The organism is Neolewinella antarctica (assembly GCF_011927835.1).
Classification (GTDB): Bacteria; Bacteroidota; Bacteroidia; order Chitinophagales; family Saprospiraceae; genus Neolewinella; species Neolewinella antarctica.
In genome coordinates, this window is the sequence record NZ_JAATJH010000002.1 from 149,895 (window position 1) to 173,325 (window position 23,431).

General features: G+C 55.9%; 21 protein-coding genes. 8 read left to right on the plus strand and 13 right to left on the minus strand.

Annotation, left to right across the window (positions count from 1 at the left end):
• Positions 1–75: 75 nt before the first annotated feature.
• Both GGR27_RS05935 and GGR27_RS05940 read right to left on the minus strand, forming a co-directional pair.
• Positions 76–1,293 carry a glutathionylspermidine synthase family protein gene (locus tag GGR27_RS05935; protein ID WP_168036503.1) on the minus strand — a complete coding sequence of 406 codons (1,218 nt, stop codon included), beginning with the start codon at positions 1,291–1,293 and terminating at the stop codon, positions 76–78.
• Positions 1,286–1,795, minus strand: coding sequence for a hypothetical protein (locus tag GGR27_RS05940; protein WP_168036504.1), 510 nt, complete (start codon positions 1,793–1,795; stop codon positions 1,286–1,288). The genes GGR27_RS05935 and GGR27_RS05940 overlap by 8 nt, the downstream gene beginning before the upstream one ends.
• 146 nt (positions 1,796–1,941) lie before the next feature.
• On the opposite strand from GGR27_RS05940, the gene GGR27_RS05945 reads away from it, so the two are divergent.
• On the plus strand, positions 1,942–3,495 hold the full coding sequence (locus GGR27_RS05945) for a polyamine aminopropyltransferase (RefSeq protein WP_168036505.1): 1,554 nt from the start codon (positions 1,942–1,944) through the stop codon (positions 3,493–3,495).
• Positions 3,495–3,902 carry an adenosylmethionine decarboxylase gene (gene speD / locus GGR27_RS05950; RefSeq protein WP_168036506.1) on the plus strand — a complete coding sequence of 136 codons (408 nt, stop codon included), beginning with the start codon at positions 3,495–3,497 and terminating at the stop codon, positions 3,900–3,902. The genes GGR27_RS05945 and speD overlap by 1 nt, the downstream gene beginning before the upstream one ends.
• Here the strand turns inward: speD and GGR27_RS05955 are convergent.
• From GGR27_RS05955 to GGR27_RS05975, 5 genes are all read right to left on the minus strand, one after another.
• Positions 3,881–5,236: a hypothetical protein gene (locus GGR27_RS05955; protein WP_168036507.1), complete on the minus strand. Its 1,356-nt coding sequence runs from the start codon at positions 5,234–5,236 to the stop codon at positions 3,881–3,883. The two genes, speD and GGR27_RS05955, sit on opposite strands and share 22 nt — an antisense overlap.
• A 125-nt stretch (positions 5,237–5,361) precedes the next feature.
• Positions 5,362–6,123, minus strand: a complete 762-nt coding sequence (locus GGR27_RS05960; protein WP_168036508.1) for a hypothetical protein — start codon at positions 6,121–6,123, stop codon at positions 5,362–5,364.
• A gap of 14 nt (positions 6,124–6,137) precedes the next feature.
• Positions 6,138–7,016 (minus strand): nucleoside phosphorylase, encoded by an 879-nt coding sequence (locus GGR27_RS05965; protein ID WP_168036509.1) that lies wholly within the window; start codon positions 7,014–7,016, stop codon positions 6,138–6,140.
• 113 nt (positions 7,017–7,129) lie between these two features.
• Positions 7,130–7,459 carry a monothiol bacilliredoxin BrxC family protein gene (locus GGR27_RS05970; RefSeq protein ID WP_168036510.1) on the minus strand — a complete coding sequence of 110 codons (330 nt, stop codon included), beginning with the start codon at positions 7,457–7,459 and terminating at the stop codon, positions 7,130–7,132.
• A 332-nt stretch (positions 7,460–7,791) separates the two neighbouring features.
• Positions 7,792–8,754: an ion channel gene (locus GGR27_RS05975; protein ID WP_168036511.1), complete on the minus strand. Its 963-nt coding sequence runs from the start codon at positions 8,752–8,754 to the stop codon at positions 7,792–7,794.
• A gap of 261 nt (positions 8,755–9,015) precedes the next feature.
• Here GGR27_RS05975 and GGR27_RS05980 point away from each other — a divergent pair, with 261 nt between their 5' ends.
• The 4 genes from GGR27_RS05980 to GGR27_RS05995 all read left to right on the plus strand — a co-directional run bounded on the left by GGR27_RS05980 (position 9,016) and on the right by GGR27_RS05995 (position 15,960).
• Complete coding sequence (locus tag GGR27_RS05980) at positions 9,016–9,633, plus strand: TetR/AcrR family transcriptional regulator (RefSeq protein ID WP_168036512.1); 618 nt, start codon at positions 9,016–9,018, stop codon at positions 9,631–9,633.
• Positions 9,634–9,670: 37 nt separating this feature from the next.
• Positions 9,671–10,996 carry a TolC family protein gene (locus GGR27_RS05985; protein ID WP_168036513.1) on the plus strand — a complete coding sequence of 442 codons (1,326 nt, stop codon included), beginning with the start codon at positions 9,671–9,673 and terminating at the stop codon, positions 10,994–10,996.
• 123 nt (positions 10,997–11,119) lie between these two features.
• The gene (locus tag GGR27_RS05990; RefSeq protein WP_168036514.1) at positions 11,120–12,271 is read left to right on the plus strand and encodes an efflux RND transporter periplasmic adaptor subunit; all 1,152 of its coding nucleotides are present in this window, start codon (positions 11,120–11,122) and stop codon (positions 12,269–12,271) included.
• Between the two features lie 212 nt (positions 12,272–12,483).
• The gene (locus GGR27_RS05995; RefSeq protein ID WP_320060341.1) at positions 12,484–15,960 is read left to right on the plus strand and encodes an efflux RND transporter permease subunit; all 3,477 of its coding nucleotides are present in this window, start codon (positions 12,484–12,486) and stop codon (positions 15,958–15,960) included.
• 99 nt (positions 15,961–16,059) lie between these two features.
• Here the strand turns inward: GGR27_RS05995 and GGR27_RS06000 are convergent, their stop codons facing one another.
• Together GGR27_RS06000 and GGR27_RS06005 are read right to left on the minus strand one after the other, a co-directional pair.
• Positions 16,060–16,686, minus strand: coding sequence for an NAD(P)H-dependent oxidoreductase (locus tag GGR27_RS06000; protein ID WP_168036516.1), 627 nt, complete (start codon positions 16,684–16,686; stop codon positions 16,060–16,062).
• A gap of 86 nt (positions 16,687–16,772) precedes the next feature.
• Complete coding sequence (locus GGR27_RS06005) at positions 16,773–17,492, minus strand: pirin family protein (RefSeq protein ID WP_168036517.1); 720 nt, start codon at positions 17,490–17,492, stop codon at positions 16,773–16,775.
• Positions 17,493–17,662: 170 nt separating this feature from the next.
• On the opposite strand from GGR27_RS06005, the gene GGR27_RS06010 reads away from it, so the two are divergent.
• Positions 17,663–18,838, plus strand: a complete 1,176-nt coding sequence (locus GGR27_RS06010) for a PQQ-dependent sugar dehydrogenase (protein WP_168036518.1) — start codon at positions 17,663–17,665, stop codon at positions 18,836–18,838.
• 62 nt (positions 18,839–18,900) lie between these two features.
• Here GGR27_RS06010 and GGR27_RS06015 read toward each other — a convergent pair whose 3' ends face one another.
• Positions 18,901–19,896, minus strand: coding sequence for a polyprenyl synthetase family protein (locus tag GGR27_RS06015; RefSeq protein ID WP_168036519.1), 996 nt, complete (start codon positions 19,894–19,896; stop codon positions 18,901–18,903).
• 164 nt (positions 19,897–20,060) lie between these two features.
• Here GGR27_RS06015 and GGR27_RS06020 point away from each other — a divergent pair, with 164 nt between their 5' ends.
• On the plus strand, positions 20,061–21,038 hold the full coding sequence (locus GGR27_RS06020) for a YpdA family putative bacillithiol disulfide reductase (protein ID WP_168036520.1): 978 nt from the start codon (positions 20,061–20,063) through the stop codon (positions 21,036–21,038).
• Positions 21,039–21,209: 171 nt separating this feature from the next.
• Here GGR27_RS06020 and rpsT read toward each other — a convergent pair whose 3' ends face one another.
• From rpsT to GGR27_RS06035, 3 genes are all read right to left on the minus strand, one after another.
• Positions 21,210–21,464, minus strand: a complete 255-nt coding sequence (gene rpsT, locus GGR27_RS06025; protein ID WP_168036521.1) for a 30S ribosomal protein S20 — start codon at positions 21,462–21,464, stop codon at positions 21,210–21,212.
• A 155-nt stretch (positions 21,465–21,619) separates the two neighbouring features.
• Positions 21,620–22,579 carry an electron transfer flavoprotein subunit alpha/FixB family protein gene (locus GGR27_RS06030; RefSeq protein ID WP_168036522.1) on the minus strand — a complete coding sequence of 320 codons (960 nt, stop codon included), beginning with the start codon at positions 22,577–22,579 and terminating at the stop codon, positions 21,620–21,622.
• A gap of 74 nt (positions 22,580–22,653) precedes the next feature.
• The gene (locus GGR27_RS06035) at positions 22,654–23,397 is read right to left on the minus strand and encodes an electron transfer flavoprotein subunit beta/FixA family protein (protein ID WP_168036523.1); all 744 of its coding nucleotides are present in this window, start codon (positions 23,395–23,397) and stop codon (positions 22,654–22,656) included.
• Positions 23,398–23,431: the final 34 nt, after the last annotated feature.

The window sequence follows — 23,431 nt, forward strand, 5'->3', positions numbered from 1 at the left end:
CCGAACAGAACTCATACAACATTAAGTGCAGCTAAAAGGCCAAGCTAATCTTTCAGGAAACACAGACCAATCAACTCACCAAAACTTCCATCCCGGCTTGGCGGAACTCCCATTCTGGCTGTGAACCCCGAGCGAAACAAACTCCCCCTCGTCCCCCAAAATCAACCCCTCCCCCCGCCGGCAACAAAGCCCACTAGCCCCCGGCGTCATGAACACACTCAACTGATATCGGTAATCTTCGTCGTCCATTCCGAAGGGCGCTAGTTGCTGATAGATCGTTTGCTGCGCACCGTAATCCCCCCGCGTCTCCGCGTCCACCCCCCGGCCCGTGCGGCTGATCATGATGTTCTCGCCCATACGCCCGTAGATGGGTTTGCGGACGTAACCTAAAGCCGGATTTGGCAAGTCTGCGGGATCGAAGGCAGTGGGTAAAAGCGCCGGGTGACCCGGGTTATCCTGCCAGGCGTAGGCGAGGAGCGCTTTGTTTTGCAGCAGCATCGTCCACGCGGGGTTGAGGACGCGGACAAGGTTCTTGGTGCAGAGTTTTTCGAGTAAGTCCCAGAGTTGGGGTTCTTCGGTGAGGGCCCAGTCCCAGGGAAAGAACTTGAGGAGGTAGTAATAGCGGGTGTATTTGTCCTCGCCTTTCTCCACGAGCAAACCACCCTCTTCCTCGAAAATAAGTTCGGGTAGTTCAACCTCGTCGGCCTGCCACTTGGCTTTGCGGGCGATCTTGAGCAAAGTCTCCAGGTTGAGCCGGTCGTCTTCGTGGCCGAGGTGGGCGCCGGCGGCGATGGCTTTGCCGCGCGCGGCTTTGATCTTGGTAAACTGCTCGGTGAGGGCTTTTTCTACGGTATTCTTGAGGGGTTTGAAACCGGCTTTGCGGACGACCTCCGGTTGGATGATCGTTGCTTCCGGTAGGAGGCTGGAGGTATCCGCATTCAGTTCCAGTAGTTGGAGGGGTAGACCATCCAGTCCGCCGGCGAAGTCGAAACGGCCGAAACAGTAGTCGTCCCACTCGTTTTCGAACGACCACTGCACCAGCGGCCGCGCCCGTTCCGGAATACCCATGCGATCCAAGCGCGACGGATCGATCAGACAGCGCTTGGCCGTCGAGCGTAAAATCTCGAATAATTCATCGGCCACGCGCAGGGCGTTGGCTTCTTCTTCGGCACTGACGAGAAGGATTTCGTCGGACAAATAATCGTGGTTCTCCCCCGTGGCGTAGTACTCCAGGCCGTGCTGGCGGAAGAACTTTTCGGGGAGTACGGGCGCGTCCCGCAGGCGCTTATCCACCAACGCTCCGGGTACTTCTGCCCGAGCCGAAGCCGGAATTGCGGGAAGAGCCGCCCGTGCGCCGCGCCGAACCGCGTACGCTGCTGCCCGCCGTGGAGTTGGCCCGGTTGTAGGCCGCGCCGTTGACGTAAGCGCCCCGGTTAATGCCGCCGCCCATCATTCGGCCCAGCATCATGTAGCCGAAAAAACCCATGCCGCCGCCACGCACGGCCCGGCTGCGGGTGCTCGTGGTGTCGCTGTTCTGGCTAACTAATTTGGCCTCTTCTAGGGTCAGCGTATCGACGTTGCCGTCGAGCGGCTGGATGATGATGCGACTGTCGGTGACCGTCGGGACGGGGTCCTCACTAGCAATCTTAAAGTTGCCCGCGTTCACTTCGCGGACAGTGGTGATGACGCCGGTCGTGGGCTCGTCCCAGCCGGTGTCGGCCGTGTCGGTGGTGCAGCTGAAAATGCTCAGTCCGAGCCCGCAGGCCAACAAAGCGCGTAGAAATGACTTTTGCATGTAGTATGGTTGGATCGGTACTATAAAGGATTGCCGGCCAACTATGTTTTGCCCTAGGTCGAGGGCCTCTGGCCCGAATGCGCGTGCGGTAGCGCTGCCGCCGTTGCATTCGGGCCAGAGGCCCTCGACCTAATAAATTGTAATCATTGCCGAAGTCTTCCGAGAAAATATTACTAATCGCCGCCGTCTTCCTCGCCGGCCTCTGCTCCATCATCTACGAGCTCGTCATTTCCACGACGAGCGCCTACTTTCTCGGCGACAGCGTCAAGCAATTTTCGCTCACGATCGGCGTGTACATGTTTGCGATGGGCGTCGGGAGCTTCCTGACGAAGTACGTAAAGGGTAATGAATTGGAGGCGTTCGTGCGCACGGAGATTGCCCTCGGACTGCTCGGCGGGGCGTCGGTGCCGTTGTTGTACTGGCTGTTTCAGTTTCAGACGAACCAGCAGTATCAGTGGACGATGCTGGCGTTGGTGTTCGGGATCGGCTCGCTGACCGGGCTGGAGATTCCGTTGCTGGCGCGGGTGATGAAGACTTACTATCCGTTGAAGGACAGCCTCGCCAACGTGCTGGGCTACGACTACATCGGGGCGCTCGGGGCGACCTTGTTGCTCCCGTTTTTGCTGCTGCCGTTCGTGGGTTTGTACAGTTCGAGCTTGCTTTTCGGGGCGGTGAATTTGTTGCTGGGGTTGGCGGTTACGCTGTTTTTTCGGGATCAACTTCCGCTGGCGCGCCGCCGTAGGATTTACGCCTGGACCATTGGTGGCTTGGTCCTTTTCTCGGTCTTGCTGTGGCGCGCCGAGCCGTTTTTGGAGGCCTGGGAGGCACGGGCCTATCCCCACCGGGTCATTTATAAAGAGCAGTCTTCCTACCAAAACATCGTCCTGACGCAGAATGATGATGATCTCCGTTTGTACCTCAATCGCGTCATCCAATTCTCTTCGCGCGATGAATACCGTTATCACGAGGCGCTGGCGCTGGTGCCGAGTGCCTGGGGGAAGAGCAAAGTTGAACGGGCGCTCGTCCTGGGTGGTGGCGAAGGACTATTGGCTCGGGAACTCCTCAAATTACCCGAATTGCGGGAGCTAGTGATCGTCGATCTCGACGACCGCATTTTCGATCTCGCCAACCGGCACGCAGGCTTGCGCCAACTAAATAATGCTTCCCTGGACGACCCCCGCACCCGCGTCCGCGCCCAGGACGCCGCCGTTTTCCTCCGCAACGACACCGCCCACTACGACCTCATCATCGCCGACCTGCCCGACCCGGCGAACGAAAGCGTGGCCCGCCTCTACAGCACCTGGTTCTTCAAAATGGCCCGCGCCCGCCTGACCCCCGACGGCGTGTTCGCCACCCAGGCCACCAGCCCCTACCACACGAAAGATACCTACTGGTGCATCTACGAAACACTACTCGCGAGCGGATACCAAACGGTGGCACCCTACCACGTTAACGTCCCCAGCTTTGGTGAATGGGGTTTCGTGATGGCCTCCGACAGCCCCGCCGTCACCGACGAAATAACTTACCGCCAGGACGTGCCAACCCGTTTCCTCGACCCCGAACTCGTCGCCGCCTTCGACTACTTCCCCCGCGACATGGTCAACCCCGGCGGCCTGCGCCCCAACCGCCTCGACAAGCCCGTGCTACTGGATTATTTCCTCGCCGAATGGTCGAGCTGGCAACGCGAAAAAACGATGTGATGAGTGAAACACCCGCCCCCCCAACCGCCCTCGGCCGCCACGTCCTCCTCGAACTGTACGACTGCGACGCCGATCTCCTTAAATTCCCGCCCGATAGCGAACGCATCTTATTGGGTGCCGCCGCCGCGATGGGTGCAACCGTGATGGGCAGCCATTTTCACGCCTTCCCGACCCACGGCGTGAGTGGGGTGGTGATTATTGCGGAATCCCACCTAACGGTTCACACCTGGCCGGAACACGGCTATGCGGCGGTCGACGTTTTTTCTTGCGGCGTGTTGGATTTGGAAGCGGGCATTAGTTACTTAACGAAGGCCTACGGTGCCAAACGGACGGACCAGAAAGTCGTGGAACGAGGCCTGCTGACACCTTCACTGAAGACGAGAGATCACTCCGCTTCTAGCACATAAAAAGGGATGTAGGTTGTGCGGAAGTTTTCCTCTGGTTTGTCTTCGTCAAGGGGGTAGTGGGTGACGACGCGGATGGTGTGGCGGCCCGGCGCGGGTAGGCGATCCGTCATTTCAAGGCGTACGCCGAATTGCTCCAAGCCCACGCTAGTGTGAAAATCACGCAGAAAATCCGGGTCGTCTATTTTCTCTTCGTCGAGATAAATCTCCACGTATTCTTTGGCGCAGCGCAGGCCATGTTGACGCCTGGCTAATCGCCGGGCCTCCCTTTCCAGGTCATCAGCCGGTTCGGGGTCGCTACAGTTATCTAACATAATCTTCCACTCCCGTTCGGGTAAGGGTACCCACACCCAGAGCGGCCCCGTAGATTCGACGTGCAAGGTATTTAGCATGGGTTCGTAGAAGAGGTCGGTCTTATCGGTATCGACGTAGTTTTTGGGGTCGATCACGGTGGGGTCGTTTCCCATGCGGTGGTAACGATCATCCATAAACTCCGGCTTAAGGATATCGGAGACCGCCAACAGAAAACCGAAACCGAAACTGATGAGCGTGAAGACTACGATGCCAGTAACGATCTTACCAACGGTAGCTTTTTCGGTACCCTTGTTCGTAGCGGAGTTGGAAGAGAGCAACATTAATCCGCTCGTCGTAAAGTGGTGATTGATGGGTATGATGAGCCTGTTCATCACCTTGACGAAGGGGAAGTGGTAGCGTTTCACCCATTGTTTTTCCCGTAAAGTCTTTAAATTGAAAACCCCGGAAATAAGGGAGAGCGCCAGCACCAAAGCCACGGGAACCAGGCCAATCCTGATGGCCCAAAATTCCGGCACGCCCAGTATGCCCATCCCGGTGATGGCGAAGAGAATAATCGAGAGAATAAGCCCGATGTTGAAGAATAGGCCCGCGAAAGTAAAGCCCGTGCCGAAAAGCCCGCTCGCCATTTCATCCAACCGAGTCAGTAAGCCATCGATGTTCCCGTATTCCGCGAAGGCCTTGTCCTGGTAATCCTGACTATTTATTTCCGACCTGACCATTCCCTCGGGGTAAATGCTTTGCAAGCCAACCAGCCCGATCCAGAGTGCCCGGACGATGAAATGGAAAATAAACAAGAAAACCAGCCCGTAGACAAAGGCCGCCCAGTAACCCGTAACGTAAGCCCAGAACCCGAGTAGGGAGCGATCGACGTTGAGTAGTAAGTAATGCTGTAGGCGCTCCAGTAAGACGGGTAGTTGCAGCGAACCGAAAATGGCCGCTCCGGAAATGATTAGTTCCGCCTGCCAGCTATCCCGGGCGAGGCGGCGCATCCACTTTGGCCGGGGCTTAGTATCGTTTTTCATGCCGGCTAATATAGGGCGGGCGTGGTGGCTCGCGAAGAGGTGTTTCGACGAAGCTTAGTCAGAATTCGATCAGTAGGAAAACGACCTGCCCCAGCGAAGTACTTAATATTGCGGTGGAATACACCCTACGCCATTTTGAGCCGCGGCTGGGAAAATAACCTAACCCCTAGCACCGAAAACAATACCGCCACTGCCAACGCCACGTAAAAAATAGTCGAATACGTCTCCGCATGTTTCACGCAAATCGCCACGAACGCCCAAACCACCACACCCGCGTAAGCCGCACTTCCGAACCGCCAGGCCGTGAACCCGGCAATGCCTGCGGCTACGAGCATCATTACTACCGTCCAGGTCACTGCGGAGAGCGGACCACCGTCCCAGCCCGTAAAGTCAAGATCACTCGCTACGTTGAGTACCGTCGCTAAGGTCACCCACGCGAAGTAGACGTAAAAGACGAACCGCTCCAGCCAGTAGTTGACCGGCGCGCCGGCGGCTTCGATGCGATTGAGCAGTACGTTGATCCGAAACAGCGAAACGAGCATAAAGACGATCACCGCCACCGTCGACCACACCTGATCGTAACTCGCCAGCGCCAGCCAGACGCCGTTGGCCACCACGTTGGCTGCGTACCAGAGGCGGAGTTCGATCCAGGCCGGGTGTTCCTCCCGTTTCTTGAAAAGTTGGTAAATCGGAAAAATTAACAATCCGATGTAAATAGGGCCCCAGATCGCGAAAGCGTAACCCGCCGGTACGATTAGCGGAGCCGTTGCGCGCGAGGTGCTGCCGATGGGGTTGGGGCCGAGATAGCCGAGGCTATTCATCGCGTAAAGAGCGGCTAGCGTAAGCAGGCCACCGAGGGCCACGAAGCGGGAAGTACGGTGCGTCATACCGTTTTAATCCCTCAACCCTCGCGCATGTTCGTCGCCAGTTCCAACCCGCGTTCGATGAGTTTTTCCACCACCTCACCGGGCCGCTCGTGAAAAGTTCCCAGCGCACGGTTCGCAATGAGCGCGGAAACGGAGACCGCCCGGTGGCCGAGCGCCGTTGCCAGCCCGTAGATGCCGGAGGTTTCCATCTCGATGTTGGTAAGGCGTAAGTCGCCCTCTTGCCAGTTGCGGAGGCGTTCGAGTAGACCTGCGTGCAGGCCCGCCCGTAAGCGCAAACTCCGCCCCTGCGGCCCGTAAAAGCCGGATGCCGTGAGGGTTACGCCGCGCGGTAGATCGCTTTCCGCAAAAATACTCGGCAGGGTGGGGCGGACGACCAAAATCGGAACCGGAAACTTTACCTCGCCCCGGTCCAGGTGCGCGTGCAGGCTGTAAGCCAGCGGATCGGGCACGCTCGCGTCAAGGTAAAAGGGTAGAAGACCGTCGGCGGCTAAAGCGGCTTCACTCATTAGGAAGCTGCCGAGCGGCAGGTCGGGCTGAAAGGAGCCGGAGGTGCCGAGGCGGATGAAGGTCAATTTAGCCAGGTCGTCCTTTACTTCTCGCTTGTCCAGGTCAATGTTGAACAGTGCGTCGAGCTCGTTGAGGACGATGTCAATGTTGTCCGTTCCGATGCCGGTAGAGACGACTGTCAGCGGAACGCCGTCCAGTTCACCCGTATGGGTCACGAACTCACGGGCCTCGACGCGGGTGGTGACCTTGTCAAATTTATCAGAAATCAGCTTTACCCGTTCGGGGTCGCCCACCGTGATGATGGTTTTGGCAACTTGCTCGGGGTGAAGGTTCAGGTGGTAGATGGCTCCGCTGGGGCGGAGGATTAGTTCGGAGGCTTGAATCATGTATGTATTGCTTTCAAAAGGTTGAGGGCATCCTGCCCGACCCCGATAGCTATCGGGGAACGGCGGTAGCGCTACCGCACGCGCGTTCGGGCAAGATGCCCTCAACCTTGGTGTTACGCTAAATCTTTAACTGCATTTTTCAAGACCCGCTCCTGAATATCCCCCCGCCATTGGCTACTAACGGCCTTGCCTTTATGAACGACAATCGTCTGCGGGCTCTTATGCTCCACGCCCAGCTTCTCGGCGATCTCCACTTTGAGTTCCGGCGTGTACTGGAGAGTAATACCGTAGATGTCGAGATCGTGCTTGGTGTTGGCGACCTCGATCTGCGCGGCGGCGGAAAACGGGCAAGTGGCGGAATGCTTGAAAATGACGATCGGCTTCTCCTGGCTGGCGTCGAGCGCGGCCTGGAAATCGGCGGAGGTTTTCATTACGTTGAACATGGTTGGGGGAGTTTATTGGACTAAGGTTGGGGAGGGGATAAGGTTCGCTGGGAGAGAGTAAGGCGGTAGGGAGAATTAGGCGGTAGACTGGTAGGCGGTATTAGGCGGTATTAGGCGGTAGGCTGGTAGGCGGTAGTACGTTATCCGTGAGAATAGCTGGAAACTTGAGGAGTTCGTTACCATAAACAGGTGTACGTTTTAGGGGAACCAAGACACAAGTAATACGTGCAGTCGATACGGTAAATATTTCTATATCCAAAAGCAGCTATCGAAGCGAATCTACCGCCTACCGCCTACCGCCTAAATCTTCCTACCACCTAAAACCCTACCGCCTACTCCCCCAACTCCTCCAAGTCATCAAGCCGGTCCAGCCAAATCTCCGTCGTACTATCCCGCTCCAGATACATCGGTTTGAACCGCGCGTTCCAGGCAATCTCGTCGAAAATGTAAGAGTTCTGGACGTGGATGGGTTGGGAGAACGTCTGGTCGTAGCCCTCGACGGTGATGAGAAGTTCGGCGCGCTGGCGGCAAAAGGTTTCGTAGTCCCACTTGATGATGGGGCTCTTTTCGTCGATGGGGTGGACGATCGTCCAGTTTAGCGGGAACAGCGGGACGGTATCGCGCTCCAGCACTAAGGGAGAGAAGCGGCGGTTGCCCTCCTCGATCCACGTAAGCATGACGCGGGCGGTGACGTTGATCAGGCTGGTATCCCGCACGTTGACGATGCGAAACTGAAGGCTGAACCCACCCGCATTGTAAGGCGCGACCAGTGCTTTTTTCGAAAAGGCAATCATCTTGCCGGGCTGTGCGAAACGGGCAAAAAAGACACCCGTCACGATGGCCAGGGCAACCCAGCCGAACAGCGCCAAGAGAGAGGCCAGCGTATTGGCGGCGATGCCAACGGGGGCAATGTCACCGTAGCCGACCGTCGTAAAGGTCTGGATACTGAAGAAAAAACAGGCCAGGGCGCGTCGCCACAGTTGCCAGTCCTGGTCGATGTTCGAAAGACTATTCGTGCCGATGATCAAAAAGCCGGCCGAGAAAACTAAATTGATCATTACGTAAGTAAAGATCGTCGTCGCGAGCAGTTTGAGCCACGACATATCCATCAATAGTTTGTATGAGTCGCGCTTCGTTTTTCCCCGGTGGACCACATTGAAAGAACCGTCGTTATTGATCAACCGCGTCCCGGGCTTGCGGCCGACGTTGCCGCCGAGGCCGAAGTCGTTGAACAAGGGTGCCCTGCGGTCTTCCGGGGCGGGGGCTGGTTTGTCTTTGAGCGATTCGAAGTCCACGGAAAATAATTAAGCGAAAGCCGGTGCGCGGTCGCGGGTGCCAGCAAAAGGGGGTTTAGGAGCAATGATTTGGGAACGCACGCTAAATGCAAAGGTTAGTTTTGAAAATGTTATGATCGAAGGTGTCATTGCGCACTAGCCCATTCTCCTTGCACCCGCGACCGCGCAAAACCTTGTTAGTAATTATGGTGGAAAACTTAAAAAACATCAAAAACTTTAGGAACATCGAAAGTTTCCGCCGTTCTTTGCGTCGTGAACGAGATGGAAAAACTTAAAGAGAAGCTAATTGAGACTGCCGATCAGCTATACATGCGCCTGGGCATCAAGAGCGTGAGTATGGATGACATTGCCCGGGAGATGGGCGTATCGAAAAAAACGATTTACCAGGTCGTTGGTAACAAGGAGCAACTCGTACAACTCGTTATGGAATGCGACACCGCCGAGGACATGGAAACGCTCAAACGCAACCAACTCCAGAGCAAAGACGCCATTGATGAGTTCCTAAAGAACAGCCGGTACTTCATTCGTAACATGCGAGAAATTTCACCGGCGACGATGCATGACCTGCAAAAATATTACCCCAGTATCTGGCACGTGAACATGCGGCAACACCAACAATATTTCCGCCAGCAAATCGAAGACAACATCGAACGCGGCATGGAAGAGGGCCTGTACCGGCCCGATCTCGTGCCGGACATCATCGCCACGCTGTACGTGTCCACAGTATCGACGGTCGTAGATACCTCCATTTTCCCCGCTAACGAGCGGTCGATCTCCGACATCATCTTCCACCACAGCCAGTACCACCTCAACGGTGTCGTCAATCAATTTGGCCGCGATCGGGTCGAAGCCTACCTGAAGCAAGAATCCCTTGACTAGTCCGAACTACCCGCCAACCCCGCAACGCAACCTTCGTATGAAACGATTCATCTATTTGCTGCTCACCGCCTGCCTGCTCGCCGGTGCCTCCACGCTCCGGGCGCAGGAGGACGCCGGGCCGGGCAACGTTTTCAGTCTGCAACGGGCCGTGACCTACGCGATGGACAACTCCAACACCATCCGCAACGCCCGCGTCGATATTTTGGACGCCGAGCAGAACGTCAAGGAACGGCTCAGTGCTGGCCTGCCGCAGTTCAACGGCACGGTTGACTTTACGCACTATTTCGCGGTGCCCGTGATATTTTTGCCGGAAAATTTCCCTGGCGGAGGCGGTGAGGCGAGCTTGCAGCTCAAAAATAATTTCGTGGCTGGTTTGAACGCCCGCGCGATGCTGTTCGACGGGTCCTTCTTCGTTGCCCTACGCGCCGCCCGGGCCAGCGGGGAGTATTTTAACCTCGAATTGGAAAACGCCCAACGGCGGGTGCGTAGCCAGGTGACGCAGACGTATTTCCCCGTGCTGCTGATCAAGACGAACATCGAGGTGCTGAACCGTAACATCACCAACCTCGAGAAACTGCTGGCCGAAACCCGCGCCCAGTTTGAAGCCGGCTTCGTAGAAAAGCTCGACGTCGACCGCCTTCGCCTCAGCGTTAGCAACTTGACCAGCCAGCGCGACCAACTCTTCGACCAGGGCGAGAACGCGCTCCGTGCCCTGAAATTTACCCTCAACTATCCGCTCGACGAATCGCTCGTCGTGGAGGACGATCTGGAGAAGATTGACCTGGAGATACAGGATGCCATGCTCACCGGTGCCATCCCTTACCTCAACCGCCCGGAAGTACGGCTGCTCGACAAGACGCTCGAACTGCAGGACCTCAACATCAAGCTGCAAAAAGCCGCTTACTTGCCCACCGTGTACGCAACCGTGGCCGGGCAGCAGCAGTACCAGGGAAATGATTTTAAAAACGGCTTCTGGGCCCCGACCGTGCTGGCCGGCCTGTCCGTTGGCGTACCGATTTATGACTTCGGTGCCCGCTCCGCCCGGGTACAGCGCGCCGTGCTCGCCAAGGAAAAAATTGTCAACCAGCGCAACGACGTTAACCGGACCATTCAACTGGAAGTACTCAACGCCCGGACCACCTTTACGGCGGCCAACAAACGCTACCAGACGACGAAAGACAACCTGGACCTAGCTAACGATATCTACGAGGTCACCCAAATTAAGTACAGCGAAGGCGTCGGTTCCAGCATCGAAGTGGTGCAGGCAGAACAACAGTTGTACGAAACGCAGGCTAACTACCTGCAAGCGCTCTACGATGCGCTAGTAGCTAAGGAAGATCTTTATTTGGCGCTGGGGCGGTAGTGATAAAATAGCTTTCAAGATAACAACGAAAACGTGGGGAAGCATGCGCTGCGCGGCTCCTTCGGGGTCCCACGCTACGATAGACGACCCTCCGGGCCTAACAGATAATAAGTATTTACTGAGATGAAAAATGTATACTACCTAATCATTGCCCTCCCCATTTTCCTGGCATCCTGCGGGGGCGCCGAAGAAGAAGCGATCCCCGCTACGGTGGAAGGCAAACAGGAATTACTGAAGGCCAAACGGGGGGAGTTGCGCGAACTTTCGAAAGAAGTCGAAGCGCTGGAACAAGCCATCTTTACGCAGAATCCGAAGTTGGCACCGAAGGGAACCCTGGTTGCCGCTCAGGCCATCAGTACCAGTTCGTTCGAAGATTTCGCCAACGTCCAGGCCACCGTCGTCGCTTCCGAAACCGCGATGGCTACCCCGGAAATTCCCGGGCGCATCGTCAGTATGCGTTTCGAGGAGGGCGACCCCATTCGCCGCGGCCAACTCGTCGCGACGATCGACGTAGAGAGCGTTTCCACCCAACGCGCCGAACTCGAAACGGCTGGTGAATTAGCTAAGACCGTCTACGAGCGCCAGCAACGCCTCTGGGACCAGAAGATCGGCTCCGAGCTCCAATTCCTTCAGGCTAAAAACAACTTCGATCGTATTCAGCAGCAGCTGAAAAGCATCGACGTACAGGCCGCCAAAAAGAATGTCTACGCGCCCATCAGCGGCACCGTCGATCGGATCATGATGCGCCAGGGTGAAGCCGCCATGCCCGGCGCACCGATCCTGTCGATCCTCAATACGAACGACCTCGACGTGGTCGCCGATGCTTCCGAAGACCTACTGACCAAGATTAAGCAAGGGCAAACGGTCCGCATCAAAGTCCCCAACGCCGCCGTCGAATTTGAAGCGCCCGTCACCCGCATCGGCAAAACCGTCGACCCGGCTAACCGCACCTTCGAAGTAGAAGTAAAAGTCCCCGCCAAATACCGCAACCAACTCAAAGCCAACCTCCTCGCCGAGGTGGAAATCCTCAACTTCGAAGCCGCCGACATCATCGTCGTCAGCCAGGATCGAATTCAGCAGGAAATCGACGGCCGACGCTACGTATTTGTCGTCAGTGAAGAAGACGGCGAGACGATTGCCCGCAAGAAATACATCGAAACGGGCGAGAGCTATAACAACAACGCCATTATTACCAGTGGCCTCATTGTTGGCGACCGGATCATCACGGACGGGTCGCGGGGGCTTACGGACGGTCAGAAGATCTCTTTAGGATAGTGGTTGCGGTTACACATCTGATGAACTTTTGCGGGTTGTCGCTGCGCGTCAATCCGCAAAAGATACATCCGATGAGAACCGCTTTAATTTCATCCGGAGCCCAGTCTGGTTTCTCATCGGATGCATCTTTTTAACTGCGCGCGTTAGCGCCCAGCTAAAAAGTTCATCAGATGTGTAAACCAGGACCACCTCGCAGCAAAAGAAAAAACAAAGTGGAACAAGAAAAAAGAACCTTCGGCCTAACCAACGCCGCCGTAGACAACGGGACAACTGTCTTCCTCCTCACCGTGATGATCCTCATCTTCGGCCTGTTCGCCTACGACCAGGTGCCGAAGGAGCAATTCCCGGAAGTAGAATTGCCACAGGTGTACATCAACACACCCTACTTCGGTAACTCCGCCGCCGACATCGAGAACCTCATCACGCGGCCCATCGAGAAAGAGCTGCAGAGTGTTGACGGACTGAAGGTCATCAAGTCCACCAGCGTCCAGGATTTCTCCGTCATCACGGTGGAATTCAACTCGGACGAAGACTTCGACGATGCCGTCCAACGCACGAAAGATGCCGTGGACAAGGCCAAGCCGGAACTCCCCAGTGACCTCGACACCGAGCCGACCGTGTTGGAAATCAATCTCTCCCAGCTACCCATCATCACGGTCAACATGAGTGGCGATTTCCCCCCGGACGAACTCCGCCGCTACGCCGAACTGATGGAAGATGAGCTGGAGAACGTCGATGGCGTTAGCGAGGTCAACCTCAAGGGCGTCCAGGAACGGGAGATAGAGATTGCCGTGGACGTGCGTAAGATGGAATCGCTGCAAATTAGTTTTCAGGACATCGAAAATGCCGTAGCCAGTGAGAACCTGACGCTTTCCGGTGGTGAGATCAAGAACAACGGCATGCGTCGCTCCATCCGCGTCGTCGGTGAATTTCTGGATGCGGAGGAATTGTCCAACACCATCATCAAGAACGAACGCCAGCGGCTGGTTTACCTGCGCGACGTGGCTACGGCCAAATTTGGCTACGAGGAACCCAAGAGCATCGCCCGGGCCAACACCTTGCCCGTAATTAGTCTGGACATCATCAAAAAGTCCGGTGAGAACCTGCTGACGACTTCGGACGGGGTCAAAGAAACCGTTACCGATGTCACCGCTAATCTGCCGGCGGATTTGGACGTGACTTTTTTCAATGACCAGTCAACGAACACCCGTGATCAGGTGGAGAACTTAGAGAACAGTATCATTTCCGGCGTCTTGCTAGTAGTGCTGGTTCTGCTTTTCTTCCTCGGCCTGCGGAACGCGCTTTTCGTCGGTATCGCCATTCCACTTTCGATGTTGATGGGTATTCTCTGGATCTGGCTGTCCGGTGTGACGCTGAACATCGTCGTGCTTTTCGCCCTGATTCTGGCCCTCGGCCTGCTCGTGGATAACGGAATTGTAATTGTAGAAAACGTCTATCGCTACCTACAAAATGGTCGTTCCTCGGATAACTCCGCCAAGTTCGGCGCGGGCGAAGTAGCCTGGCCGATTATCGCTTCTACGGCGACGACGCTTGCGGCGTTCAGTCCTTTGCTCGTTTGGCCGGGTATCATTGGCGAGTTTATGAAGTATTTTCCGATCACACTGATTCTGGTTTTGGCTTCTTCCCTCATCGTGGCCTTGGTCATTAACCCAGTCCTGGCTAGCTATTTTATGCGGGTCGATGAGCGAGCGAAAAACAAGGAGATGCACGGGCGGAAGCGCAAAAATATTTTGATAGGTGCAGCAGTACAAATGGCGCTTGGTGTAATTTTCGGATTGCTACTTGGTCTGACGTGGTTTTTCAACCTCATGGTTATTACTACGATCTTAAGTCTGGTCTATTTTTTCCTGCTTCGCCCAGCCTCCTTCGCCTTTCAGGATAGCTTTTTACCCTGGCTGGAACGCAAGTATGATCACTTAATCGGTTTCTCCCTCCGTTTCAGTAAAACGGTCATGATTGGTACTATCGGCTTGCTCATATTATCCTTCATCCTCACGGCCGTCAGCCCACCCCAGATAGAGTTCTTCCCGGCCGCCGATCCGCTCTACGTCAACGCTTTCGTAGAAATGCCCCTGGGCACCGACATCGCCGCCACGGATGCGACCGTCAAGGTCATCGAAGGCAACATCATCAAAACCCTCGAACCTTACGAAGAGATCGTCGAGGCCGTCCTGACCCAGATCGGCGAGAACACGGCAGATCCTAACGCTCCACCCGAACCCGGCTTTACGCCAAATAAGGCCCGAATCACCGTCACCTTCGTCCCCTTCCGCGAGCGCGGCGGATTGAGTACCAAGGACATCATGGAAGAACTGCGCAGCGCCGTCCGCGGCGTGCCCGGCGTGAAAGTCAGCGTAGCCCCGAACGCCTCCGGCCCTTCCACCGGTAAAGCCATTAACCTGGAAGTCATCGGCGAAGACATCGACAAACTCATCCCCCTCGGCGACCAAATTATTGCCTACCTGAACAGCCAGGGCATTCCCGGCATCGAAGAACTGCAAGCCGACATTAAACTCGGCGTCCCCGAGCTCGAAGTGAAGATCGACCGCGAAGCCGCCCGCCGTTACGGCCTGTCCACCTTCTCCATCGCCTCCGCCCTCCGGACGAGCGTCTACGGAAAGGAGATCAGTAAGTACAAGCAGGGCGAAGACGAATATCCCATCTTCCTCCGCCTCGCCCAGCGCGACCGCAACAGCGTCGACAACCTGCTCGACCAACGCATTACCTTCCGCGACCCGACGAACGGGCAGATCTCCCAGGTGCCCATCCGCACGGTCGCCAGTGTCGAGTACACGTCCACCTACTCCTCGATCAAACGTAAGGATCTCGACCGCGTCATTACCGTCAGCTCCAACACGCTCGAAGGTTACACCGGAAACGACGTCATCCCGCAGCTCGACATCGCCATGCAGGACTACGATCTGCCGCAAGGTTTTACCTACGAATTTACCGGCGAGCAGCAACAGCAACAGGAGGATATTGGTTTCCTCCTCGGCTCTTTCGTCTTCGCGCTTTTCCTGATCTTCGTGATCATCGTGGCGCAGTTCAACAGCCTTTCCGCTCCCTTCATCATCCTGACGTCGGTCATTCTCTCGTTAGGAGGTGTCTTACTCGGTTACTTCTTATTTGGCGACCTGTTCGACGTCGCTTTCTCGGTGGTCTTCACTGGGGTGGGCATCATCGCCCTGGCGGGGGTAGTCGTCAATAATGCCATTGTCCTGATTGACTACACCTTCTTGAAACTGACGGAACGGTCGGACGAACTCGGCCTGAAGAGCTTTAAGGAACTACCACTCGAAGATTTACGTGAGGGTATTATCTCCGGCGGCGCAACTCGTCTCCGACCAGTTTTGCTGACGGCGATCACCACCGTTCTCGGCTTGATCCCACTGGCGATCGGCCTCAACTTCGACTTCTTTAGCTTCATCGCCAGTTGGGACCCCCGCTACTTCCTCGGTGGCGACAACACCGCGCTGTGGGGCCCGATGGCCTGGACGATCATCTTCGGAATGGTTTTCGCCACTTTCCTCACGCTGGTCGTCGTTCCGGTGATGATCTGGTTACGCTACTCTACGCCAACCAAGATCCGCAATTGGCGGATGGAGCGGAAGTTACCCAAGGAGGATTTGCTGGATGATGGTTTGTCGGATGGAATAGTTACTACTTAGTATCTGCGTCACGCAGTTCGATAAATGCAACTTGCACAGAATAGAAATCCCCGCCACGTATGGTACGTAGCGGGGATTTTTTGTGTCTAGTGAGGCTATTTAAAGAAACATCTCACCTAGTGGAAAACGCACTTTGGCGTAGTTCTGCGCGTGGTCTTCTTCGGAACGGTAACCGACCGGAGCGATCACGCAAGCGGTCAATCCCTTATCAGCCAGGCCGAGGATTTCGTCGAACTTAGCCGGTTCGAAGCCCTCCATCGGGCAAGCGTCGAGGCGTTGCTCCGCGGCGGCGGCCAGAAGCGTGCCGAGAGCGATGTAAGCCTGACGTTTGTTCCAGTTGAGGATGAATTCATCGTCGTGGCTAGAGATGCTGCCCTTGATGTATTCACCGTAACCTTCTACCGATTCCAGCGGGATGGCGCGCTGCTGGGCGGTCATCTTGATGAAGTCGTCCACGTACTCGGCGCTCATCGTTTTCTTGGCGGCGAAGACGAAAATATGGCTGGCGTCGGCGACCTGGGTTTGGTCGTAGGCTGCTGCTTTTAGCTTGTCTTTAATCGCTTGGTCGGTGACGACCGCGACGCGGAAGGGTTGGAGACCGAAGCTGGTGGCCGCGAGGTTCACGGCTTGTTTGAGGACGCTAATGTCCGCTTCACCGGCTTGCTTGGTGGCGTCGAATTTTTTGGTGGCGTAGCGCCAGTTGAGGTTATCTAAGATGGTAGGCATGTGGATTAAAATTTTGGGGTAGCATGGTGACGTGGGCGCGGGCGCCGGTGCCGGGTAAATAATGAAAAGAGCAGGGTCAAGTGGGCTCAGCCCGGAAGCTCCATGGGTACTTCCATAAGCAGCACCCGGGCGTCCGTGTTCGCCGTGATGTCGATCCGGTTAACGTCCCAAACGCCGAACCCGTCCCGCCGGTCGAGGTGCTGGCCGGCTAGGTTGATGCTGCCTTCCAGTAGGAAAGCGTAAACACCGTTGCCGGCTTTCTTCAATTCGTAGTCTAGCTCGGTTCCCGCACTTAAATTGCCGAGGTGAAACCAAGCATCTTGATTGACGCTTACGCCCCGGTCGGTGGGGTGGGGGCTCACGATCTGGTCGAGATTGTTGTCTAAGGCACCATCCTCCAGCGTGATTTGGCTGTAGGTGGGTTCGACGTTACGAGACTTCGGGAAGACCCAAATCTGGAGAAATTCTACTGCTTCGTCCGCGCTGGCGTTCATTTCACTGTGGGCCACGCCGGTGCCGGCGCTCATCGCCTGCACGTCGCCCTGCTTGATGATGGTTTGGTTACCCATAGAATCTTCGTGTTTCAGGTCACCGGAAAGGGGAATGGATACGATCTCCATGTTTTCGTGGCGGTGCTTGCCGAAGCCGCGGCCAGGGGCTACGTAATCGTCATTGAGTACACGGAGGGTCCCGAAGTTCATCCGCTCCGCGTTGCGGTAGTTAGCGAAGCTGAACGTATGGTGAGATTTTAGCCAGCCGTGCTCCGCTAAGCCACGGGAATCTGCCGGGTGAAAGGTGGATTGCATAGTAGATTATTTAATGTACCTACATTAAATAATCGATCCGTACTTATGGTTCAATCCGTGATCACTATTCTTACGCCCCACCGCCTTTGCGCTTTGGTAAATTCGTGGCACCGGCGTCCGCGCAACCTATCTTGGCGACTGCTTGTATAATCAGACCTCAACCGGAACTTATGCGCTTACTTTTTTCCCTAGCTTTTGCGATTACTTTATTCGCCTGCGACACGCCGGCAACGACCGCCACCGAGACGGTCAACCCCGCGCCCGACCGCGCCGCCCTCGCCCGGGAAGCCAACATGGCCCTCAGCCCCGCCGCCATCAAGCCGAACGTGGTTTTCGCCTACGAAGACGTGCTGTGGTCCTTCCGCTTCCTGCCCGACAGCCGAATCATCGCGACGGACCGGGCCGGAAAATTGTTGTTAATCAGCGCGGACGGCAGCGAAAGCAAAGAAATTACCGGGGGCGTCCCGGAAGTACGGGCCAAGGGTCAGGGCGGACTCATGGAAGTCTTACTCGACCCCGATTTCGTGACAAACCGGACGATCTACCTCTCTTATTCCAAACCAGACGGGAAGGATAACGCCGGCACCGCCGTGGGCCGCGCTACTCTGAACATCGCAGAGACGGCCCTGGAAAACTTTACCGTCCTCTACGAGATCGAGCCCAAAACCGACGTAACCCGGCACTACGGTGGGAAAATGATTTGGGGCCCACAGGACGGTCACCTCTACTTCACCGTCGGCGACCGGGGCAACCGCGACGAGAACCCACAGGACTCGACGCGCGACGCCGGTAAAGTGTACCGAATCGCCAAAGACGGCTCGATTCCGGCCGATAACCCCTTCATCAAATACCCCGCCGCCAAGCAGGCTATCTACTCCTACGGCCACCGCAATCCGCAGAGCCTGACTGCCCATCCGGAAACCGGCGAAATCTGGGAAACGGAGCACGGCCCCCGCGGTGGCGACGAGATCAACATTATCCAACCCGGCCTGAACTACGGCTGGCCGGTCATCACCTACGGCATCAACTACGATGGTTCGCAGATAACCGAAGAAGTTGCCAGACCCGGGATGGAGCAACCCCTGCATTACTGGGTACCCAGCATTGCCCCCAGCGGTATGTGTTTCATTACGGGCGATAAGTACCCCGGCTGGGAAGGCGATCTCCTCGTCGGTAGCCTGAAGTTTATGCGCGTCCAGCACGTCCGCCTCGACGGAAAGGACGTGGTCGGCGAAGATAAATTACTCAACAACCTCGGCCGCGTACGCGATCTGCGGATGGGGCCGGACGGTTACGCTTACGCATCCGTGGAAGGGGAGGGGATTGTGCGGCTCGCGGTAGAATAGCCTTAGATCCGGTAATGCGGGGGGCCGGTTCTATTCCTTTAGTTCAGACCACAGACCACAGACTAACTCTCCCGCCCCAGCAAGCTCTCCGTCAGCAACCCCAAGACTTTTTTCCACTGCCCGGACCCCCCGATTGCGTTGAGGTGAACGTAAGCTTCCGCCTGGTACTTATCGCGTAACTCAGCTACCGCCGCCGGAATGCCCGCTTTCTCCATGATGGCTGTTACCCGCGCGATTTTATTGGCGGGGTTGATGGGGGAGGTCGTAAACAGTCGGGTAAGTTCGATCCGCTCATCCTGATCGATAAGGTCGAGTGCGTGCAGGAACAGGAAAGTTTTTTTGTTGCGAATGATGTCGTTGCCGGTCAGTTTTCCGGTTGCGGCGCTTTCGCCAAACGTGTCGAGTAGGTCATCCTGAAGTTGGAAGGCCAGACCAGTTAAACGCCCGAACGCGTAGAGGTGGTCCGCATCTTGCTGACTGGCGCCGGCGGCGAGGGCACCGATCTCCAGCGCACCACCGAGCAGGACGGCGGTTTTGAGCTCGATCATTTGTAGGTATTCTTCGATCGTCACGTCGTCGCGCGATTCGAAGTCCACGTCGTACTGCTGGCCCTCGCAGACGCCCGTAGCGACGCGGTTGAAGGCGGCAAGCATCGCGGGGAAGGCGGCTACGTTGGGGCAACTGGCAAGGTGTTGGTAGGCCTGGATGAGCATCAGGTCGCCGGAAAGAATGCCGGTGTTGACGTCCCACCGCTCGTGCACGGTCGGTTGGCCGCGGCGGATGGGGCTGTCGTCCATGATGTCGTCGTGCAGGAGCGTGAAGTTGTGGAAGACTTCTACGGCCAGGGCGACGGACATCGTTTGGCTTAAATCGTCGTCGCCAAATATTTTTCCACTGAGTAGCGCCAGTACGGGCCGTATTCTTTTCCCGCCAATTTGCAGGATGTAATTGATGGGGTCGTAGAGACCCAGCGGTTCCCGCTCCCGGAAGTGCGAGGATAACTGAGCCAAAAATTGTTCGCGGAGTTCCTGGATGGAATTGGTGCTGGGTGCTAGCATGGGGCAAAAGTACAATCTGCCTTGCGAGGATGATTAGTATTCGGTCTTGAGTGATGAGGTTAAACTTTCAAAGCGCTTACTTTGAAGCCACACAAGCACAAAAACACATAAAGAGAAAGACCTTTCCCTGCTTTCTATGTTTACGTGGAAGAACTATCTAGACTATGAATTACGACCTGATCATTATCGGTGGCGGCCCTTCCGGCATTAACGTAGCCATCAGCGCGAAGAAGGCCGGGTTGAATTATCTAGTCCTGGAAAAAGGTGCTTTGGCAAATAGCCTCTACAACTTCCCGGTCAACATGACTTTCTTCAGCACTTCCCTAAAGTTAGAGATTCAAAACACGCCTTTCATTAGCCACGGCGACAAGCCTACCCGTACCGAAGCGCTGGAGTATTACCGTCGGCTAATCGGTAGCAACGAAATCAATATACATCTCTACGAAAAGGTTGATTCAATGATCGCGGTGGAAGGAGGCTATACCATTACGACGAACAAGAATACTTACGACACGAGCAGCGTCTGCGTAGCTACCGGTTTCTACGATACGCCTCGCCAACTCGACGTTCCCGGTGAAGACCTCTCAAAGGTCCGTCACTACTACGACGATCCTCACGTTTACATTGGGCAAAACGTTGTCGTTATCGGCGCAGCCAACTCAGCTTGCGATGCCGCCCTCGAAACTTGGCGCAAAGGTGCGAAGGTCACGATGGTCCACCGGGGAAAGGAGATTTCCGACCGCGTCAAGTACTGGATCAAGCCAGATATAGAAAATCGAATTAAGGAAGGGAGCATCAACGTTCATTACGAGTCTGAAGTAACGGCTATTCGTGAGACGGAGGTAGACATCAACACCCCTAATGGCCCCACTACCCTGAAGAATGATTTCGTACTCGCCATGACCGGCTACCAGCCAAACTTTGCACTTTTTGAACGTCTTGGCCTCAAGTTTGACGTTGATGACGCCTGCAAACCCGTCCTCAACGCCGATACACTCGAAACCAACCTTCCCAACGTCTACATGGCGGGTGTGGCCTGCGCTGGCTTGAACACCAGTAAGCTATTCATCGAGAATACGCGGGACCACGGGGATATTATCGTGGAAGATATTTTGCGGCAGCAGCCTGAGCTGGTGGCTTAAAGCACAAATTTATTTTGCCACAAAAACACAGCAAACACAAAAGGCACGTGAGCAGATTTTGTGTTTTTGTGCTTTTGTGGCAAGAAAATACTTAACGCACGGCCAACGCAAAAAGCCTTCTCATCCAGCAGGACGAGAAGGCTTTTTACCCTTCAAAACCGAAGCCAACGTTTAGGCCAGCGTCTGAGCGAACTTACTCAGGCCAGACTTCAGGTTAGCGGCTTTGTTGGGGTGAAATAGGTGGCGCTTGGCCAGGCTATCGATCATGCTGAACAACTTCGGAAGTTGATTTTCAGCTTCGTCTTTCTTCTCGAGGCTCCGGAAACGACTGATGGCCGTACGAGCGGTTTTCTTGTAGTAACGGTTATGAAGACGCTTCTTTGCGTCTTGGCGAATGCGTTTTTTGGAGGATGCGTGGTTAGCCATGGGAACTATATTTTAGAGCTCGGTTTTGAATCGGAGGGCAAAGGTATGGTTTTCCGGGGGATTGGAAAAGAGAATTGTGGAATTCTTTCTGGTGGCATTGCGTTTCCGGAAACACCCTGCACTCCCGATGGCAATCGGGACAGCGCCCCGAAATACTAGCTCGCTTTGTAGGCTTTAACCGCTTCGGTCAATTTCGGTAATACTTCGAACAGGTCACCGACAACACCGTAATCAGCCGCCTTGAAGAAGGGGGCTTCTGGATCTTTGTTGATAACGACGATCGTCTTGGAGTTATTCACCCCCGCCAAATGCTGGATTGCGCCACTAATGCCGGCGGCAATGTACAGGTTAGGCCGAATGGCAACGCCCGTTTGCCCGACGTGCTCGTGGTGGGGGCGCCAGTCGACGTCCGCCACGGGGCGGCTACAGGCAGTGGTGGCACCCAGTGCTTCGGCGAGATCTTCGATGACGTTCCAATTCTCAGGACCCTTGAGGCCGCGACCGCCGGAAACAACCAGCTCCGCTTCGGGAAGGGGGATGCGGCCCGTAGCGCGCTGCGTCTCCAACACCTTGGTGCGGGAAGCGGGCAGGGCGAGGTCAAGCGATTCGACGGTAGCAGCAGCGCCTGTTTCCTCAACGGGGATGGAATTACCTGCCACGCTGATCACCTTGTACTCACTGGTAATTTCCACCTCGGCAAATGCTTTGCCGGAAAAAACCGACTTGCGGACCGTCAGGCCACCACCGGAAACGGTGGGGACGCTATTCACGCCCGGAGCGGAACCGGCGTCGAGCCGCGCGGCCACCCGGCCCATCACGCTTTTGCCCGTGCTGTCGTGGATCATGACGATCACTTTCGCACCCAACTGCTTGGCCGCTTCGGCGATGGCGGCGGCGTAGACACCACTATCAAAAGTAGCCGTTGCGTCGCTGTTGACGTTGTAGACTTTGGTTGCACCGAAGCGACCCAGGTCACCGGCATTTTCTACCTGGCCGATGGTTAGTGCGACGCACTCGGTACCCATCGCGGCGGCCGTTTTGGTGCCGTAGGTAATCGCTTCGTGGGCGGCTTTCTTAAATTTTCCGTTGGTGGCTTCTGCAAATACGAGGACCATGGGGGAGGGAATTGGGCCACGCTGGGCGCGGCTGATTTTGGAATAGTTGGGGGTAGGTTGGGCTAGGCAAAAGGTCAGATGACCTTTGCTTCTTCGTGTAGCAATCGCACGAGTTCGGTCATGTCGTCCGGCTCGATGAGCTTGACGGCGGACTTCTCCGGCGGCAAATCGTAATGCGTCACCTTTGTGGATACCGCCGCATCGACCGCGGGAACCACTTTGAGAGGCTTGCGCTTAGCCATCATGATGCCGCGCATGTTCGGGATACGCTGTTCGGCCATGCCCTTAGCGGCACTCACGACGAGGGGAAGTTCTACTTCGACGATTTCCACGCCACCTTCGATGTCGCGCGTGACGGTAGCCGTCGTGCCGGACACTTCCAGTTTACTAGCTTCGTGGACGTAGACGACGTCGAGTAATTCTGCCACCATGGCGCCTACTTCGGAGCCATTGTAGTCGATTGTCTCCTTGCCAAAAAAGAGAATGTCGTAGTTACCTTCCTTAGCCTGCGCGGCAATCTGCTTGGCGATAAAGAGGCTACTCGAGCCCTCTGCGTCGACGCGAATTGCGTCATCAGCACCAACGGCGAGCCCCTTACGAATCACACTGTCATTGTCGGCGGGGCCGACGTTGAGTAGTGTAACCGAGCCACTGCCGGCAGCTTCCTTCAGTTCGAGGGCCCGGACGAGGGCGTACCATTCGTCATAAGGGTTCATAATGTACTTCACGCCGGAGGTATCGACGTCGGAACCATCTCCGGTAAGTTGAATTTTGGTGGTCGTTTCGGGCGTCTTACTGACGCAAACAAGCAATTTCATAAGTTGACTTTAGCCGTTCGTTTGTGTGTGGGCG